This window comes from Pseudomonas putida (genome assembly GCF_005080685.1).
Classification (GTDB): Bacteria; Pseudomonadota; Gammaproteobacteria; order Pseudomonadales; family Pseudomonadaceae; genus Aquipseudomonas; species Aquipseudomonas putida_V.
On record NZ_CP039371.1, the window covers coordinates 5944604 to 5961605 of the forward strand.

At 65.5% G+C, this 17002-nt stretch carries 16 protein-coding genes and 1 riboswitch; of the genes, 5 read left to right on the top strand and 11 right to left on the bottom strand.

Features of this window, described 5'->3' with window-relative positions; genetic code table 11:
* Positions 1-9 precede the first annotated feature (9 nt).
* The 7 genes from E6B08_RS27595 to E6B08_RS27625 all read right to left on the bottom strand — a co-directional run bounded on the left by E6B08_RS27595 (position 10) and on the right by E6B08_RS27625 (position 6175).
* On the bottom strand, positions 10-528 hold the full coding sequence (locus tag E6B08_RS27595; RefSeq protein WP_136916859.1) for a retropepsin-like aspartic protease family protein: 519 nt from the start codon (positions 526-528) through the stop codon (positions 10-12).
* A complete protein-coding gene (locus E6B08_RS27600) occupies positions 525-1511 on the bottom strand; it encodes an esterase-like activity of phytase family protein (RefSeq protein WP_136916860.1) in 987 nt (328 codons plus the stop codon). The genes E6B08_RS27595 and E6B08_RS27600 overlap by 4 nt, the downstream gene beginning before the upstream one ends.
* Entirely contained in the window at positions 1508-3412 is a 1905-nt protein-coding gene (parE, locus tag E6B08_RS27605) for a DNA topoisomerase IV subunit B (protein WP_136916861.1), read from the bottom strand. The genes E6B08_RS27600 and parE overlap by 4 nt, the downstream gene beginning before the upstream one ends.
* A 35-nt stretch (positions 3413-3447) precedes the next feature.
* Positions 3448-4056, bottom strand: coding sequence for a YqiA/YcfP family alpha/beta fold hydrolase (locus E6B08_RS27610; protein WP_136916862.1), 609 nt, complete (start codon positions 4054-4056; stop codon positions 3448-3450).
* A 156-nt stretch (positions 4057-4212) separates the two neighbouring features.
* The gene (gene cpdA, locus E6B08_RS27615; protein ID WP_136916863.1) at positions 4213-5016 is read right to left on the bottom strand and encodes a 3',5'-cyclic-AMP phosphodiesterase; all 804 of its coding nucleotides are present in this window, start codon (positions 5014-5016) and stop codon (positions 4213-4215) included.
* A 98-nt stretch (positions 5017-5114) separates the two neighbouring features.
* Positions 5115-5567, bottom strand: coding sequence for a DUF1249 domain-containing protein (locus E6B08_RS27620; RefSeq protein ID WP_136916864.1), 453 nt, complete (start codon positions 5565-5567; stop codon positions 5115-5117).
* Positions 5558-6175 carry an NUDIX domain-containing protein gene (locus E6B08_RS27625; RefSeq protein ID WP_136916865.1) on the bottom strand — a complete coding sequence of 206 codons (618 nt, stop codon included), beginning with the start codon at positions 6173-6175 and terminating at the stop codon, positions 5558-5560. The genes E6B08_RS27620 and E6B08_RS27625 overlap by 10 nt, the downstream gene beginning before the upstream one ends.
* Before the next feature lie 185 nt (positions 6176-6360).
* Here E6B08_RS27625 and E6B08_RS27630 point away from each other — a divergent pair, with 185 nt between their 5' ends.
* Complete coding sequence (locus E6B08_RS27630) at positions 6361-7107, top strand: RsiV family protein (protein ID WP_136916866.1); 747 nt, start codon at positions 6361-6363, stop codon at positions 7105-7107.
* Here the strand turns inward: E6B08_RS27630 and cytX are convergent.
* On the bottom strand, positions 7076-8359 hold the full coding sequence (gene cytX, locus E6B08_RS27635; RefSeq protein ID WP_136916867.1) for a putative hydroxymethylpyrimidine transporter CytX: 1284 nt from the start codon (positions 8357-8359) through the stop codon (positions 7076-7078). The genes E6B08_RS27630 and cytX overlap by 32 nt on opposite strands.
* A gap of 165 nt (positions 8360-8524) precedes the next feature.
* Positions 8525-10405 carry a phosphomethylpyrimidine synthase ThiC gene (gene thiC / locus E6B08_RS27640; RefSeq protein ID WP_136916868.1) on the bottom strand — a complete coding sequence of 627 codons (1881 nt, stop codon included), beginning with the start codon at positions 10403-10405 and terminating at the stop codon, positions 8525-8527.
* A 156-nt stretch (positions 10406-10561) separates the two neighbouring features.
* Positions 10562-10668, bottom strand: a riboswitch (TPP riboswitch).
* 160 nt (positions 10669-10828) lie between these two features.
* On the opposite strand from thiC, the gene E6B08_RS27645 reads away from it, so the two are divergent.
* Positions 10829-12259 carry a TolC family outer membrane protein gene (locus E6B08_RS27645; RefSeq protein WP_136916869.1) on the top strand — a complete coding sequence of 477 codons (1431 nt, stop codon included), beginning with the start codon at positions 10829-10831 and terminating at the stop codon, positions 12257-12259.
* A gap of 96 nt (positions 12260-12355) precedes the next feature.
* Here the strand turns inward: E6B08_RS27645 and waaA are convergent, their stop codons facing one another.
* Positions 12356-13627 (bottom strand): lipid IV(A) 3-deoxy-D-manno-octulosonic acid transferase, encoded by a 1272-nt coding sequence (gene waaA, locus E6B08_RS27650; protein ID WP_136916870.1) that lies wholly within the window; start codon positions 13625-13627, stop codon positions 12356-12358.
* Positions 13628-13638: 11 nt separating this feature from the next.
* Positions 13639-14529 carry a LysR family transcriptional regulator gene (locus tag E6B08_RS27655; RefSeq protein WP_136916871.1) on the bottom strand — a complete coding sequence of 297 codons (891 nt, stop codon included), beginning with the start codon at positions 14527-14529 and terminating at the stop codon, positions 13639-13641.
* An 86-nt stretch (positions 14530-14615) separates the two neighbouring features.
* Here E6B08_RS27655 and E6B08_RS27660 point away from each other — a divergent pair, with 86 nt between their 5' ends.
* From E6B08_RS27660 to E6B08_RS27670, 3 genes are read left to right on the top strand one after another with little or no spacing between them, the layout of a single operon-like run.
* The gene (locus tag E6B08_RS27660) at positions 14616-14948 is read left to right on the top strand and encodes a DMT family transporter (protein WP_136916872.1); all 333 of its coding nucleotides are present in this window, start codon (positions 14616-14618) and stop codon (positions 14946-14948) included.
* 53 nt (positions 14949-15001) lie between these two features.
* Positions 15002-16177, top strand: a complete 1176-nt coding sequence (locus E6B08_RS27665; protein ID WP_136916873.1) for an NAD(P)/FAD-dependent oxidoreductase — start codon at positions 15002-15004, stop codon at positions 16175-16177.
* Positions 16174-16986, top strand: a complete 813-nt coding sequence (locus E6B08_RS27670) for an aldo/keto reductase (RefSeq protein WP_136916874.1) — start codon at positions 16174-16176, stop codon at positions 16984-16986. The genes E6B08_RS27665 and E6B08_RS27670 overlap by 4 nt, the downstream gene beginning before the upstream one ends.
* Positions 16987-17002: the final 16 nt, after the last annotated feature.

Genomic DNA, 17002 nt, shown 5'->3' on the forward strand with positions numbered 1-17002 from the left:
CGGGCCTCGTCATTTCAGGTTCTGGCGCAGCAACATGGTGCCGCCGCGCTGGGTAAATTCAAGTTGTTTCAAGGCGCTCATGCCCAGTAGCACGGTCTGCCCGTCCAGGCCGGGCACCACCAGGGCGCGGACGCCCTGCAGGCGGATATCGCCAAGCTGCAGGCTGTCGAGCCGCGTGCGGTAGCCCTCGGTGCGGCCATTGGCGGTGCTCAAGGTGACCGAACTGCCGCGCGCCAGGCCCAGCTCGTTGGCCAGCGCCTCGGGAATCGCCACGTCGGTCGCGCCGGTGTCGAGCATGAAATGCACCACCTGGCCGTTGATCGCGCCGTCCAGCACGAAGTGGCCCTGGCCATTGCCCAGCAGGCGCACCTCGATGAAGCCATCGCCATGCTCGGACTGCACCTGCGCATTGGGGTTGCGCTGGCGGTCCTCCCATTGGCCGAAGAAACGCGTGGCCAGGAACAGCGCCGCCGCCCAGGCGACGATCATCAATACCTTGCCGGCGCGCTTGCCCGCTGGCTGGGTCATGGCTCGGCGCTCCAACCGCCTTGCGGCGCCTCGAAGCGCCAGACGATCGGCCGTGTTTCGCCATCGGCGCGATCGCCGCTGTTGTTGTCCAGGCCGATCCAGGCACCCTTGGCGTCGATCACCAACGCCTCGGCCAGGCCGAACGGCTGGTCGTAGCGCCGCTCAGGCACCAGAGCGGCGGCAGCGTACGACCAACAGCGCTCCACCTTGCCGCTGTCGGCATCGCGGCGGCAGACGCGGAAGGCATTGCGTTCGAGGGTGAACAGCTTACCCTCGAACCAGGCCAGGTCGGAGAAATCGCGCGAAAGAGGCCGCGGGTTGGGCATTTGCGGCGGTTGCATCTCGACACCGGCCTCGCTCAGCAGCACGCAACGGCGCCCGCAGGTCCATACCGACTGCTGGCGCTCGATCGCTACCAGCCCGCGGCGCTCGCGCTCGGCCGCCAGCCACAGGCGATCGCCGGCGGGGTTGATCGCCAGCCCCTCGAACAGCGCGTTGAAGTTCAGCAACATGCCGCTGGCGCGCGCGTGGCGCACCATGGCCGGGTCTATCTTCAGCCAGTCGGGCTCGCCCTCAAGGGGCAACTGCAGCACGGCGGCATGGGCCTCGCTGACCAGGAAGATAGTGCCCGCCTGGTCGCAGGTGATGCCCTCGAAGTCCAACTCGCCGCCACGCACCAGGGCCGCGGCCCAGTTACGCGACCTCAGGCCCCAGGGCAAACCGCTTTCCGGCACCGGTGGCGGCGCGAAGGTCAACGGCTGGGCGCGCCACACCGCGGCCTGCTGGTCGAAGCGGTAGATGCGGTCGTCGTCCCGATCGGAAACGCCCCACAAGGCTCCACGGCACCAGGCCAGGCCGGAAAGATTGCCGCCGCGCATCCCCTCGATGGGGTGCTCGGCGGTGAGCTTGAGCTGCGGCCAATCGCCCGCGAGGCTCGGCAGGGCAAACAGGGCGAGGCAGACCGCCAGAAACAGACGAATCAAACCAGGACCTCGGCCAGGTTGCCTTTGGTTTCCAGCCAGCTCTTGCGGTCACCGGCGCGCTTCTTGGCCAGCAGCATGTCCATGATCTCGGTGGTGCCCTGCAGGTCGTCCAGGGTCAGCTGGACCAGGCGCCGGGTGTTCGGATCCATGGTGGTTTCGCGCAACTGCGGCGGATTCATCTCGCCCAGGCCCTTGAAGCGGGTGACCTGCGGCTTGCCGCGCTTCTTCTCGGCCACCAGGCGGTCGAGGATGCCGTCACGCTCGGCCTCATCGAGGGCGTAGTAGATTTCCTTGCCCAGGTCGATGCGGTACAGCGGCGGCATCGCCACGTAGACGTGCCCGGCCTCGACCAGTGGCCGGAAATGCTGGACGAACAGCGCGCACAGCAACGTGGCGATGTGCAGGCCGTCGGAGTCGGCGTCGGCGAGGATGCAGATCTTGCCGTAGCGCAGCTGCGACAGGTCGGTGGCGCCCGGGTCGACGCCGATGGCCACGGCGATGTTGTGCACTTCCTGGCTGGCCAGGACTTCGCCGCCGTCCACTTCCCAGGTGTTGAGGATCTTGCCGCGCAGCGGCAGGATGGCCTGGAATTCCTTGTCGCGGGCCTGCTTGGCGGAGCCACCGGCAGAATCACCCTCGACCAGGAACAGCTCGGCGCGCATCGGGTCCTGCCCGGCGCAGTCGGCCAGCTTGCCAGGCAATGCCGGGCCCTGGGTGACACGCTTGCGCTCGACCTTCTTGCTCGCCTTGAGGCGGCGCCCGGCATTGCTGATCGCCAGCTCCGCCAGCTGCATGCCCAGTTCGGGGTGGGCGTTGAGCCACAGGCTGAACGCGTCCTTGACCACGCCGGAGACGAACGCCGCCGCCTCGCGGGACGACAGGCGCTCCTTGGTCTGCCCGGAGAACTGCGGCTCCTGCATCTTCATCGACAGCACGAAGGTGATGCGCTCCCACACGTCCTCGGGGGCCAGCTTGACGCCGCGCGGCAGCAGGTTGCGGAACTCGCAGAACTCGCGCATGGCGTCGAGCAGGCCCTGGCGCAGGCCATTGACGTGGGTACCGCCCTGGGCGGTGGGAATAAGGTTGACGTAGCTTTCCTGGACGCTGTCGCCCCCTTCGGGCAACCACAGCAGGGCCCAGTCTACAGCTTCCTTGTTGCCGGCCAGGCTGCCGCAGAACGGTTCGTCAGGCAGGCGCTGGAACTCGCTGACCGAGTCGACCAGGTAGGAGCGCAGGCCGTCCTCGTAGTGCCACTCGACCTTCTCGCCGCTGGCCTTGTCCTCGAAGCTGACCAGCAGCCCAGGGCACAACACGGCCTTGGCCTTGAGCACGTGCTTGAGGCGGCTGATGGAGAATTTGGGCGAGTCGAAATACTTCGGGTCAGGGCTGAAGTACACGCTGGTGCCGGTATTGCGCTTGCCGACCGAGCCGACCACCTCCAGCTCGCTGGCCTTGAAGCCATCGGCGAAGGTCATCTGGTACTCGTTGCCGTCGCGCTTGACGCGTACGCGCACCTGGGTCGACAGGGCGTTGACCACGGAGATACCGACGCCATGCAGGCCGCCGGAGAACTGGTAGTTCTTGTTGGAGAACTTGCCGCCGGCGTGCAGCTTGGTGAGGATCAGCTCGACCCCCGAGACGCCCTCTTCGGGATGGATGTCCACCGGCATGCCGCGGCCGTCGTCGCTGACTTCCAGCGAGTGGTCGGCGTGGAGGATGACCTGCACCGAACGGGCGTGACCGGCCAGGGCTTCGTCGACGCTGTTGTCGATGACTTCCTGGGCCAGGTGATTGGGCCGGCTGGTGTCGGTGTACATGCCCGGCCGCTTGCGGACCGGGTCAAGGCCCGAGAGGACTTCGATGGCGTCTGCGTTATAGGCGCTAGCGCTGGGATTGGCCATGGGTTCTCGTCGTCAGTCTGGTGAATGCAAAAAGGTCAAAATACAGAAAAATCGATCGCCGCATACTGCCCGGGGGCAAGCCCGGCGAATGCCAGCAGCGCCGGCAGGCGTTCGGCGAAGCCCTGGAAGCCATGATCGCCACCGGCCTGGATACGCAGGGCGCAGCCTCGGTAGTACTGCTCGGCGTGGCGATAATCCAGGGTTTCGTCCCCGGTCTGCAACCATACCTGATAGCGGCCGGGGTCTGCGGGCGGTACGACTTCAAGCTCGGCCAGCGCCTGTACGTGGTCCAGCGTCAGCTCCCAGGTTTCACCACTGTAATGGTTGCGCTGGGTGCCGAGGTAACCATCGAAACGCTTGTGCGGGGTAACCGCCGGGTTGACCAGCAGGGCCTTGAGGCCATGGCGCTCGGCCAGATGGGTGGCATAGTAGCCGCCGAGCGAGCTGCCGACCAGCAACGGCGCGTCGAGCTCGGCGATGCATGCCTCGAGCTGGGCGATGGCCTGGCGCGGGTGATGGTGCAACTGGGGCACGCGCAACTGCTCGGCCAGGCCAAGCTGTTGCATCACCGCCTCGAGCTGGCGGGCCTTGGTCGACAATGGCGAGCTGTTGAAGCCATGGATATAGAGGATGGAACCCGACATGCTGCCCCCGGAGTCTGTGGCTTCGCGCCCGGACAGGTGGGCGCTGGGACGCGCAGTGTAGCGTGTTCACCGGGCTTTGGTGCTGGCTCGATTGTCTTGCAACATATTCTTCAAGCGCAGCGGCCCGATCGCCGGCAAGCCGGCGATGGCTCCACCTCAATAGCCTGGGCTGTCGAAGTCGAGCCGCACCTCGAAGTCGCGAGCCCGCTCGACGCCGGTCTCCAGGCGACCGTCGCCGTGCAGGCGCAGCCAGCGATAGCCCGGTAGCTCCTCACTCACCTTGAAGTCCTCGCTGCCCGGCGCGAACTGGATGCAGGTCGATGGCGTGGCCAGGTAACGGATGCCATCGCGTTGCTCGTCCCACGCTTGATGAATGTGCCCCCAGAGCAACGCCTTGACCTGTGGATAACCTTTCAGGCGCTGCAACAGGTCGTCGGCATTGCGCAGGCCGATCGGCGCGATCCAGGCACAGCCAATGTCGACCGGCTGGTGGTGGCAGCACACCAGGCAGTGACGCCCTGCTGCCGAGACCAGGGCCTGGTCGAGCAACGCCAGTTGATCAGGTTCCAGCAGGCCATGGGTGGCGCCGAGCACCGACGAATCGAGCATCACCACACGCCAGGCACCGATATCGGTGACTGTCTGGACCAGCTCCGGCGCTACTTCGGCCATGACCCTGGCCTCGTCGTGGTTGCCCGGCAACCAGCGGGTCGGCGCCTGGATCTCGCCGGTCAACTGACGAAACGCCTCATAGGACGCCACACTGCCGTCCTGCGACAGGTCGCCGGTGCACAGCAGCAGGTCTATGCGCGGCTGCTCGCGGCGGACCTGGGCGATCACATGGCGAAGGCTGTCGCGGGTATTGAGGCCAAGCAGGGTACCGGCCGCATCGCCGAACAGATGGGCATCGGTCAACTGCACGACGTGCACGGGGGCCTGGAGTGGATCTGGGTGCGGCAACGGCCGTCTCCTCGAACGGATTCAGCGGCAATTATGGCGGGCGAACGGTCGTCAGAAAACAGCCAGCACACCCTCTGTTACGAGCACGGCGTCACATTTCAGCGCACGCTTGCCAGTTCGTGACCGCAGGCCAGGCAGTGGCTCAGCCATTCGCCGAGGAACAGGTTGAGCTGGGCCTTCTCGTCGGGCTGGTGCATCGCTTCGTTGGGGTAGGGGTAGATGCTGCGCAGCCGCCTGGCATGCTCGGCACTGACCACTTCGGCCATGCGTGCGTCGTGGTACACCTGCACCTCCATTTGCGGCACCGGCAACCACGGCAGGCTGTGTTCCTGGCGCACGCGCAAGGTGGTGGTGTACGGGCAGGCCAGCAGCACATCGAGCACCAGCACGCCGAGCATCTGGTCACCCTGGGCCATACCGATACGCCGCGAACTCATGGTAGAGCGCATCTCGGGCAACAAGCGCATGAGCCGGGCGTAGTTGGCCTCGCAGGCTGCTTGCAGCCCGGCCAGGTCGACCCGATAACGCTCGCGCAGCAGGTTCACTTCCACATACCTCGGACTTCGTCCTTGTTCAGCGCCAGCCATTGCAGGCCAATGATGGTCGCGGCATTGCAGATGCGCCCATCGCGCACCGCCTGCAGCGCGTCGTCGAACGACCAGACGCGCACGCGAATGTCCTCGCCTTCTTCCTCCAGGCCATGCAGGCCACCGGCGCCTTCGCTGCTGCAACGACCGAGGAACAGATGCACGTATTCATCGCTGCCGCCCGGAGACGGGAAATAACGGGTCATCGGCCACAGGGCGCTGAAGGCCAGGCCTGCTTCTTCCTCGGCTTCGCGGTGGGCGACCTCTTCGGGCTGCTCGTCCTTGTCGATCAAGCCGGCGACCATCTCGATCAGCCAGGGGTTGTCGACCTTGTCCAGGGCGCCGACACGGAACTGCTCGATCAGCACCACTTCATCACGCAACGGATCGTACGGCAGCACACAGACCGCGTCATGGCGCACGAACAGCTCACGGCTGATCTCGCGCCCCAGGCCCCCGGCGAACAGCTCGTGGCGCAGGCGCACCTTGTCGAGCTTGTAGAAGCCCTGGAAGCAATTGGCCCGTTCGACGATCTCGACCGTCCTGGGCACCGAATTCAACGTATCCGACATGAAAATCCTCACTACCTCGTTTACCGCATCGCGCCATCCTACTCTGCACGCTTTCACGTTTCACCCCCCTTGGGCAACCGTTCGCACGGTCGGGACAGCGAGCGCCTACTCTGTTAGCTTAGTGGCGAACTGAAGGCCGCGCAGACGGTCAAAGGCCGACTTTTCCCTGTTCTGCAAGGATCATCATGACGCTCGTCAAACTGACTTCCGTGGCCGTGCTGGCACTGGCACTGGGCGCCTGCCAAAGCCTGTTCACGCCCAATTACCGGGCTCCGCTCGAGGTCAAGCGCGACGCCTGGGAGCATGTCAAACCCGGCTGCAGCGAAAGCGACTGCCCGCTGGTGAACATCGACACCATCCACTTCCCGGCCCTGCCCAAGCTCGACGGCATCGTCGAAAAACGCCTGCTGCAACTGACCGAGGACAACCAGCACGGCACCGCCCCGGCAACCCTGCAGGCCTACGAGCAGCAGTATCTGGCCAGCGCCGACAAGCGCAACAGCAGCTACCTGCAGGCCAAGGTACGCGAACAGCATGACGGGCTGGTGATCATCGAACTGTCGAGCTACCTCGACAGCGGCGGCGCCCACGGCATGCCAGGGCGGGGCTTCATCAACTACTCGCGCAAGCTGGACAAGGTGCTGACCCTGCAGGACATGCTGGTGCCCGGCCAGGAAGAGACCTTCTGGAAAACCGTAGAAGAGTCGCACAAGGCCTGGCTGATCAGCGTCGGCATGGACAAAGACGCCGAGTTCGTCAAGACCTGGCCGTTCAAGCGCTCGCCGCACGTCGCCCTGACGTACGGCGCGGTAGTGGTCAAGTACGAAGTCTATGCCATCGCGCCCTACTCCATGGGCCACGTCGAGCTGAAGATTCCGTACCCGCGCCTCAATGGCGTGATCAAGCCCGAGCTGTTTCCCGGCCGCGGCTGAGACACAGTAACGCGTGCAGTACACCTGCCAGCAGCAAGGCTGGCAGGGTCGCGCCGAAGTCCGGTGCCTGCGCGGCGATCAGGTGATACGCCGCCACCCCCACTGCCCAGGCCAGCAGCGCTGGCCAATGCAGACCCGCCACCTGCGCCGGCGCACGGCGTCGACGCACCAGGTAATGGTCGACCAGCACCACGCCGAACAAGGGCGCGAACACCGAGCCGATCAGCAGCAGGAAGTTCTCGTACTGGGCCAGGGGGGCCAGCAGCGCGATCAGGGTACACAGCACCCCGATGGCCAGGGCCAGGTGCTCGACCTTCAGGCGCACCAGCAGGCCCGTGGACACTGCGGCCGAATGAATGTCGGCGAAGGCGTTTTCCGACTCGTCCAGCAGAATCAACAGCAGTGGGATACCCAACCCGGCACCGGCCAGGGCCAGCAGCAGCGCATTGGTTTCACCATCGGCGGCAAACGCCAGAGTGTAGGCCACGCCCAGGCTCATCAGCCAGGCATTGCCAAGGAAGAAGCCCAGCGCGGTACCACCGAACACCCGACTGGCACGCTGGCCGAAACGCGAGTAGTCGGCGATCAGCGGCAACCACGAAAGCGGCATGGCGATGACGATGTCGAAACCCACCGCCAACGACAGCGAGCCGTCCCCGGCACGTCCCCACAGGGCGGCGAGGTCGGCCTTGGCGAACAGGTTCCAGGTCAGCCACAGGCAGGCGCCGAGCAACAGCCAGATGCCCCATTTGCGCAGCACCTTGCGCACGAACGCCAAGGGGCCGCTGACCGCCAGCAGGGTGGCCAGTGCGCCGAAGCACAGGGTCCACAGCAGCGGGTTGTTCCAGGCACTGCCTTCGCCGAAGGTGCGCGCGCCCAGCAGGCTGGCGGCGTCGCGCATGACGATGATCTCGAAAGAGCCCCAACCCACCAGTTGCAGCAGGTTGAGCACGGCCGGCAGCCGCGCGCCGTGGCCGCCCAGGGTCAGGCGCAGGGTGGCCATGGCCGACAGCCCGGTATCGCTGCCGACCACACCCGCCGCGGCCAGCAGCAGCACGCCGACGCCGGTACCCAGGACGATCGCCAGCAGCGCGCCGGACAGGCCCAGGCCGGGGGCGAGCAAGGCGCCGACCTGCAGGACCATCAGGCCAATGCCGAGGGAAAACCATAGCGAGAACAGGTCGCGGGCGCCGAACAGGCGCTGACGGGTGGGAACCGGGTGGTCGGGGGAGAAGTGGCTGGGTGATGTCATGGTTGGCGCTCGCCGGCAATGTTGTTGGTGTTCTTGGCGAGGACTTCGTCCTCGAATCGCGACGCAAGGCCGCTCCCACAACGACCGCGCAAGCATCGGGCCTTGCGCGGTCCCTGTGGGAGCGGCCTTGCGTCGCGAAAGGGCCGCAAAGCGGCCCCAGCGTTCTTACACTTTGTGGTAAAGCTGGCTGCCTTCCTGACGGAAGCGCTCGGCCTGTTCACGCATGCCCTGCTCGACCGTCACGTCCACGGCCTCGATCTTGGCGGCATATTCACGCACTTCCTGGGTGATCTTCATCGAGCAGAACTTCGGCCCGCACATCGAGCAGAAGTGCGCGACCTTGGCCGATTCCTTGGGCAGGGTCTCGTCATGGAAGGCGCGTGCGGTATCCGGGTCCAGGCCGAGGTTGAACTGGTCTTCCCAGCGGAACTCGAAACGCGCCTTGGACAGCGCATTGTCGCGTATCTGTGCGCCCGGGTGCCCCTTGGCAAGGTCGGCGGCGTGGGCGGCGATCTTGTAGGTAATGATGCCGGTCTTGACGTCGTCCTTGTTCGGCAGACCCAGGTGCTCCTTGGGCGTGACGTAACACAGCATGGCGCAACCGAACCAGCCGATCATCGCCGCGCCGATGCCGGAGGTGATGTGGTCGTAGCCCGGGGCGATATCGGTGGTCAGCGGGCCAAGGGTATAGAACGGCGCTTCGTCGCAGCACTCGAGCTGCTTGTCCATGTTCTCCTTGATCAGCTGCATGGGCACGTGGCCAGGGCCTTCGATCATGCACTGCACGTCGTGCTTCCAGGCGATCTTGGTCAGCTCGCCGAGGGTTTCCAGCTCACCGAACTGGGCAGCGTCGTTGGCGTCGGCGATCGACCCCGGGCGCAGGCCGTCGCCCAGCGAGAAGCTGACGTCGTAGGCCTTCATGATTTCGCAGATCTCGTCGAAATGCGTGTACAGGAAGTTTTCCTTGTGATGCGCCAGGCACCACTTGGCCATGATCGAACCGCCACGGCTGACGATGCCGGTCACCCGCTTGGCGGTCAGCGGCACGTAGCGCAGCAGCACGCCGGCATGGATGGTGAAGTAGTCCACGCCCTGCTCGGCCTGTTCGATCAAGGTGTCGCGGAACAGCTCCCAGGTCAGGTCCTCGGCGACCCCACCGACCTTTTCCAGGGCCTGGTAGATCGGCACGGTACCGATCGGCACCGGCGAGTTGCGGATGATCCACTCGCGGGTCTCGTGGATATGCTTGCCGGTAGACAGGTCCATGACCGTGTCCGAACCCCAGCGGATGCCCCAGGTCAGCTTGGCCACTTCTTCCTCGATCGAGGAACCCAGGGCACTGTTGCCGATGTTGCCGTTGATCTTCACCAGGAAATTGCGGCCAATGATCATCGGCTCAAGTTCCGTGTGGTTGATGTTGGCCGGGATGATCGCGCGGCCACGGGCGATTTCCTCACGGACGAACTCGGCGGTGATCTCCTTGGGGATGCTGGCGCCGAAGCTGCGACCGGCGTGCTGCTGGCTCAGCAGGCCGGCCGCACGAGCCTCCTGCAGCTTCATGTTCTCGCGGATGGCGACGTATTCCATCTCGGCGGTGATGATGCCTTGGCGGGCGTAGTGCATCTGCGAGACGTTGGCACCCGCCTTGGCGCGACGCGGGTTGCGCACATGGTTGAAGCGCAGCTTGGCCAGCTCGGCATCGTTCAGGCGTTGCTGGCCGAAGTTCGAGCTCAGGCCACCCAGGCGCTCGGTGTCGCCACGGGCGTCGATCCAGGCCGAACGCACATCGGCCAGGCCCTTGCGCACGTCGATGATCACGTCAGGGTCGGTGTACGGGCCGGAGGTGTCATAGACCAGTACCGGCGCATTGCTCTCGCCGCCAAAATCGGTGGGGGTGTCGTGCAGGCTGATTTCGCGCATGGGCACGCGGATGTCCGGGCGCGAGCCTTCGACATAGACCTTGCGTGAACGAGGGAAGGGTTGCACGGACTGCTGGTCGACTTGCGCCGACTCGCTGAGGTTGATCGTTTTTTCTTGTTTGCTCATCACAGGCTCTCCAGACAGCTTCCTAGCGGATGGAATGTCGGGGTGAACCTGAAAGGCGCGGACGCACTCTGTGACGAGTGCAGTGCCGGATACATGGAGTGCCTGAAGCTGCTGGAGCTGAGACATTCCCGGACCTGGCACAAGAGGCTCCCCGGGAAGGCGAGCAATCTTGTTCCCTACGCAGGCGCTAACCTGATCAGGTTCAACGGGATCCGCAACTTTGCGATCTCAGCCTTTGCTTCAAGGCACCCCGACAAGAACATGCGCAGTCTAGACTGGAGTGGTCGGCAAAGCCAAGCGCGTAGAACCGGGTAATGATGAAAGGAACGCACTACGATTGTTGCCAGCAGGACATGGCACTACACTGGCCCGTCTTTCGATACTCAATAGTTCAGTAATTAATTTCGTACAAGGATTGCCTCTATGCTGCGCAAACTTTCACTGGCGATAGCCGTGTCTTGTGCGTCCAACGGAGTGGTCTGGGCAGCGGATGTGCCCACGACGGTGAAGACCGACCTGGTCAGCGTCTACCAGGAAGCGGTCGAGAACAACGCCGACCTGGCAGCGGCCCGCGCCGACTATGGCGCCCGTCGCGAAGTGGTGCCCCAGGCCAGGGCCGGCCTGCTGCCGAACCTGTCGGCCGGTGCCGAAATGATGAACACCCGGACCAAGCTCGACGAACCGTCGACCACCGCCACGCGCAGCGGCAACTCCTGGAGCGCGACCCTGTCGCAGCCGATCTTCCGCGCCGACCGCTGGTTCCAGTTGCAGGCCGCCGAAGCGGTCAACGAGCAGGCCGCGCTGGAACTCTCGGCCACCGAGCAGAACCTCATCCTGCAAACCGCGCAGAACTACTTCGCCGTGCTCCGCGCCCAGGACAACCTGGCCGCGACCAAGGCCGAGGAAGCCGCCTTCAAACGCCAGCTCGACCAGTCCAACGAACGCTTCGACGTGGGCCTGTCGGACAAGACCGACGTGCTGCAGTCCCAGGCCAGCTACGACACCGCCCGGGCCAACCGGATCATCGCCGAGCGCCAGGTGCAGGATGCCTTCGAAGCCCTGGTGACACTGACCAACCGCGAGTATTCGGCCATCCAGGGCGTGGTCCACACCTTGCCGGTGCAGGTGCCGACCCCCAATGACGCCAAGGCCTGGGTCGATACCGCGGCGCGGCAGAACCTCAACCTGCTGGCGACCAACCATGCCGTCGACGCCGCGGAAGAAACCCTGCGCCAGCGCAAGGCCGGCCATGCGCCGACGCTGGATGCCGTGGCGCGCTATCAGAAGGGTGACAACGACAGCCTCGGATTCAGCAACCCGCAGGTCGGCGTGCGCTACGCCGGCGATGTGGAGCAGACCAGCATCGGCCTGCAACTGAACATCCCGATCTACAGTGGCGGCCTGACCAGTTCGCAAGTGCGAGAGGCGTACCAGCGCCTGAGCCAGAGCGAGCAACAGCGCGAGAGCCTGCGTCGCCAGGTGGTGGAAAACACCCGCAACCTGCACCGGGCAGTGAATACCGATGTGGAGCAGGTGCAGGCGCGCAAGCAGTCGATCATCTCCAACCAGAGCGCGCTGGAGGCCACCGAGATCGGCTATCAGGTCGGCACCCGCAACATCGTCGACGTGCTCGATGCCCAGCGCCAGCTGTACACCTCGGTGCGTGACTACAACAACAGCCGCTACGACTACATCCTCGACAACCTGAGCCTCAAGCAGGCGGCGGGGACCTTGAGCCCGCAGGACCTGCAGGACCTCAAGCGCTACCTGAAGGCGGACTACAACCCGCACAAGGACTTCCTGCCTCCGGACCTCGCGGCAGCGGCGGCGAAGAATTTCGAGCGGCGCCCTTGAGACAGGTGTTGGCCTCATCGCCGGCAAGCCGGCTCCTACACAGATGCTAAAAACGGCGCGGTAGTTGTAGGAGCCGGCTTGCCGGCGATGAGGACCTCAGCCAACCAACCGGCCCAGGCCATCGAGCAAGCGCTGCAACGCCCCCTGGTTGGCCTGCATCACCGCCCTGCCCGCCTCGCCCATGCGCCGCGCATCCTGTGGCAGTTCCACCAGCCGCCGTACCGCCTCGCTCAGCCCCTCGGCATCGTCGATTTGCTGCAGCGCTCCCGCCTCACGCAACATCGCGCTGATTTCGAGGAAGTTGAACACGTGTGGCCCCATGATCACCGGTAAAGCCAGCGCCGCCGGCTCCAGTGGATTGTGGCCACCGGTGGCGACCAGGCTGCCGCCGACGAAGGCGATATCGGCCAGGGCATAGAGAAACAGCAACTCGCCCATGGTGTCGCCAAGCAGCACCGCGGTCTGTGCCTCCACCGCCGCCCCCGATGAGCGCCGCACCGTGGCGAACTGCTCGCTGCACAAGGCGTGCACCGCAGCGAAACGCTCGGGATGACGAGGCACCAGGATCAGCAGCGCGTCGCCATGCACCTGCAGCAACTGCCGGTGCGCCTGCAGGATCAAGGCATCCTCGCCCTCATGGGTACTGGCGGCGATCCACACCGGACGCTGGGTAGCGCCCCACTGCTCACGCAGCGCACGCGCACGCGGCAACAATTGCTCGTCGACCTTGAGATCGAACTTGATCGAACCGGTCACCTGCACGCATTCGGGCCGTGCACCCAGGTCACGAAAGCGCTGGGCCTCGGTTTCGGTCTGCACCGCGATCAGGCTCATCTCGGCAAGCATTGGCCGGGTCAGCTTGGCAAAGCGCGCGTAGCCACGAGCCGAGCGCTCGGACAACCGCGCGTTGGCCAGGGCCACCGGGATGCCGCGCTTGGCGCACTGGTGGATATGGTTGGGCCACAGCTCGGTTTCCATGATGATGCCCAGGCGCGGGCGGACATGGTCGAGAAAGCGCCCTGCAGCCCAAGGCAGGTCGTAGGGCAGGTAGCAGTGTTGGATACGCGGCTCGCCATCGAACAGGGCGCGAATGCGCTCGGAGCCGGTCGGGGTCATGCAGGTCAGCGTGATCGGCATGCCCGGGTAGGCCTTGAGCAGCGCACGCACCAGGGGCGCCGCGGCGATGCTTTCGCCCACCGACACGGCATGCACCCAGATCCCGCCCTGCTGCATCGGCGGCAGGTTGCAGGCGAAGCGCTCGGCGATGCGCTGGCGATAGGCGGGCGCCTTGCGCGCCCGCAGGTACAGGCGCAGCGCAACCAGCGGCAGGCCCAGGTGGAATAGCAGGGTATAGAGTGTTCTGTTCATGGCGGCGGAGTTTAACCGATCGCGCGCAGGTGCACCGCAAAGCGCTCGGCCAGCCACTGTGCGGCCGGCCCCAGCGGCTCGTCGCGACGCCAGGCCAGCTCCACCACCAGTGCCGGCGGGCACCACTCGCAATCGAGTTCGACCATGTGCGCCTGGTAGGTGGGGTACTGCACCACGTGACGCGGCAACCAGGCCCAGCCCAAGCCGCGCATCAACAGCTCGGCCATGGCGTAGAAACTGTCGGCGCGCCAGACCTGCGGGCTGACCACCTCGCCGCCGGGATAGCCGCTTTCCTGCGGCGTTATCAACAACTGACGGTGCCGCGCCAACTGCTGGCAGGTGACCCTGCCCTGTCCGGCAAGCGGGTGCCCGGCCGCGCAGACGGTGACCATTTCCACGCTGCCCAGGGCACGCCGCTCCAGCGAGGCCGGCATACGCTCATGGTTGAAGAACAGGCCAAGGTCGGCGCGGCGCTCCACCAGCTTGCGCGCGACATCGCCCTGGGCTCCGCTGGCCAATTGCACCTGCAGGTAGGGATAACGGCTGGCCAGCTCGTCGAGGCTGTCGATCACCGGCTGATAAGGCATGGCTTCATCCTGGGCCACGCGCAGCAGCGCTTCCTGCCCGCGCATCAAGGCCAGCGCCCGCCCTTGCATGCGCTCGCATTGGCGCAACAACTCATGGGCATCCTCGAGCAGGGCGGCGCCATTCTCGGTCAATTTCGGTTGCCGCCCACTGCTGCGGTCGAACAACGCCACGCCAAGGTCCGCCTCAAGCAGGGCGATGGCATTGCTGATCGCCGATTGCGCCTTGTGCTGCTCACGGGCGACGGCGGAGAACGAGCGCAACTCGACGACGCGCACGAACGTGCGCAGTTGTTCCAGGTTCCACTGCTGAGGCATCGACCTATCTCCTGACCAGATAGGTAATGACTTTACCCCATCCGGGCAACCGCTAGAATGCGCCCCAGTTACCGGAGATTCCCATCATGAATGCTTATACCTACCTGGCCATCGCCATCTGCGCCGAAGTCATCGCCACTGCCTCGATGAAGGCGGTCAAGGGCCTGAGCACACCGCTGCCATTGCTGTTGATGGTGTGTGGCTACGCCGTCGCCTTCTGGATGCTGACCCTGGTAGTGCGCAGCATTCCGGTAGGGATCGCCTACGCCATCTGGTCGGGCCTGGGCATCGTGCTGATCAGCGTGGCGGCGCTGGTGATCTACGGGCAGAAGCTCGACGTTCCGGCAATGCTGGGCATGGCCATTATCGTCGGCGGCGTGGTGGTGATCCAGCTGTTCTCCAAGAGCGTCGGGCACTGATCGTTCGCACACCCTGTATACTTGCCAGCTGTCCCAGTCTTCGAGGTACCGCCATGCCATCTGCCATTTCCACTGACGTGCTGATCGTCGGCGCCGGGGTCGCAGGCCTCTGGCTCAATGCCCGGCTGCGTCGCCTGGGCTATTCGACGGTATTGGTGGAACGCGCCAGCCTCGGTGGCGAACAGACGGTCAAATCCCAGGGCATCATCCATGGCGGCACCAAGTATGCCTTGCACGGCGCCTTGACCGGCGCCTCGGAGGCCATCGCCGACATGCCGCGACGCTGGCGCGAGGCCCTGGCCGGCAGTGGCGAGCTGGACCTGAGCGGTACCCGGCTGCTGTCCGATGCCCACTATCTGTGGTCGCCCGGGACCCTGGCCGGCAACCTGACCAGCTTCTTCGCCAGCAAGGCCGTGCGCAGCCGGGTCGAGCAGGTCAAGGGCGAGCAACTGCCACCTGCCCTGCAGGACCGGGCGTTCAAGGGCAAGGTGTATCGCCTTTCCGAGCTGGTGATCGACGTGCCGAGCCTGCTGGCCAACCTGGCCGACCTGGCCGGTGACAGCCTGCTGGCCGGCGAGCGCATCGAGCCCCTGCGCGAGGGCGACGAGCTGGTCGGCCTGAGCGTCGACGGTCGGCAGATCCGCGCGCAACGTATCGTGCTCAGCGCCGGCGGTGGTACCGCAGACCTCCTGCACGCCCTGGGCTTGGAGCAGCCGGCCATGCAACTGCGGCCACTGCACATGGTCATGGCCAAGGGGCCGAACCTCAAGCCGCTGTATGCCCACTGCCTGGGCGGCGGACCCAAGCCACGGGTGACCGTCACGACCCATCCGGCAGCCGATGGCCAGTGGGTCTGGTACCTCGGCGGAGACCTGGCCGAAGCCGATGGCGTGGCCCGCGAACCTGCGGCGCAGATCGCCGCCGCACAAAAGGAAATCGCCAACCTGCTGCCCTGGGTCGACCAGAGCCTAATGCGCTGGGCCACCTTGCGCGTCGACCGCGCAGAGCCCGCGCAATCCGGCCTGGTACGCCCGGACAACGCCTTCCTCGCCGAACAGCAACGCCTGCTGGTCGGCTGGCCGACCAAACTGGCGCTGGCACCGGACTTCAGCGACCGCGTGCTGGCCAGCCTGGAACGCGATGGCGTGCGCCCGGCAGCTCAGCCCGGACTTGCCGACCTGCCACGCCCAGCCCTCGGCGTACCGGCCTGGGAGCAACTGCTGCCATGAGCCTGCCGACCCTGCACGACTTCTACCGCCCCCTGGGCAGCACCGGTTTCAAGGTGTCGCCGCTGGGCCTGGGCACGGTCAAGCTCGGCCGCGACCAGGGCGTGAAGTACCCCAACGGCTTCACCATTCCCGCCGACGACGAGGCCCGCCTGCTGCTGAACCAGGCCCGCGAGCTGGGCATCAACCTGATCGATACCGCGCCGGCCTATGGCCGTAGCGAAGAGCGCCTGGGCCCACTGCTGCGCGGACAGCGCGATGCGTGGGTGATCGTCAGCAAGGTCGGTGAAGAGTTCGAGCACGGCCAATCGCACTTCGACTTCAGCGCCGCCCACACCCGTCGTTCGGTGGAGCGCAGCCTGCAACGCCTGGAAACCGACCGCATCGACCTGGTGCTGGTGCATTCCGACGGCAACGACCTGGCGATCCTCGAACAGCAGGAGGTCTACCAGACCCTCGCCGAGCTCAAGCGCGAGGGCAAGATTCTTGGCTATGGCTTCTCCGGCAAGACCGCCGCGGGGGGCCTCAAGGCGCTCGAGCAGGGCGACTGCGCCATGGTCACCTACAACCTCAACGAGCAGGCCGAGCGCCCGGTACTGGACTACGCCGCGGCTCACGGCAAGGCCATCCTGGTGAAAAAGGCCTTGGCCAGCGGGCACATCTGCCTGGCACCAGGGGTAGACCCGGTGCAGGCCAGCTTCGAGTTGCTGTTTTCCCATCCAGGCGTCAGCAGTGCTATCGTCGGCACCATCAATCCGCTGCATCTGGCCCATAACGTAGCCACCGTCGCCCGCATCCTGGGCCAGCATTGAGCCACGCCCGCGAGGG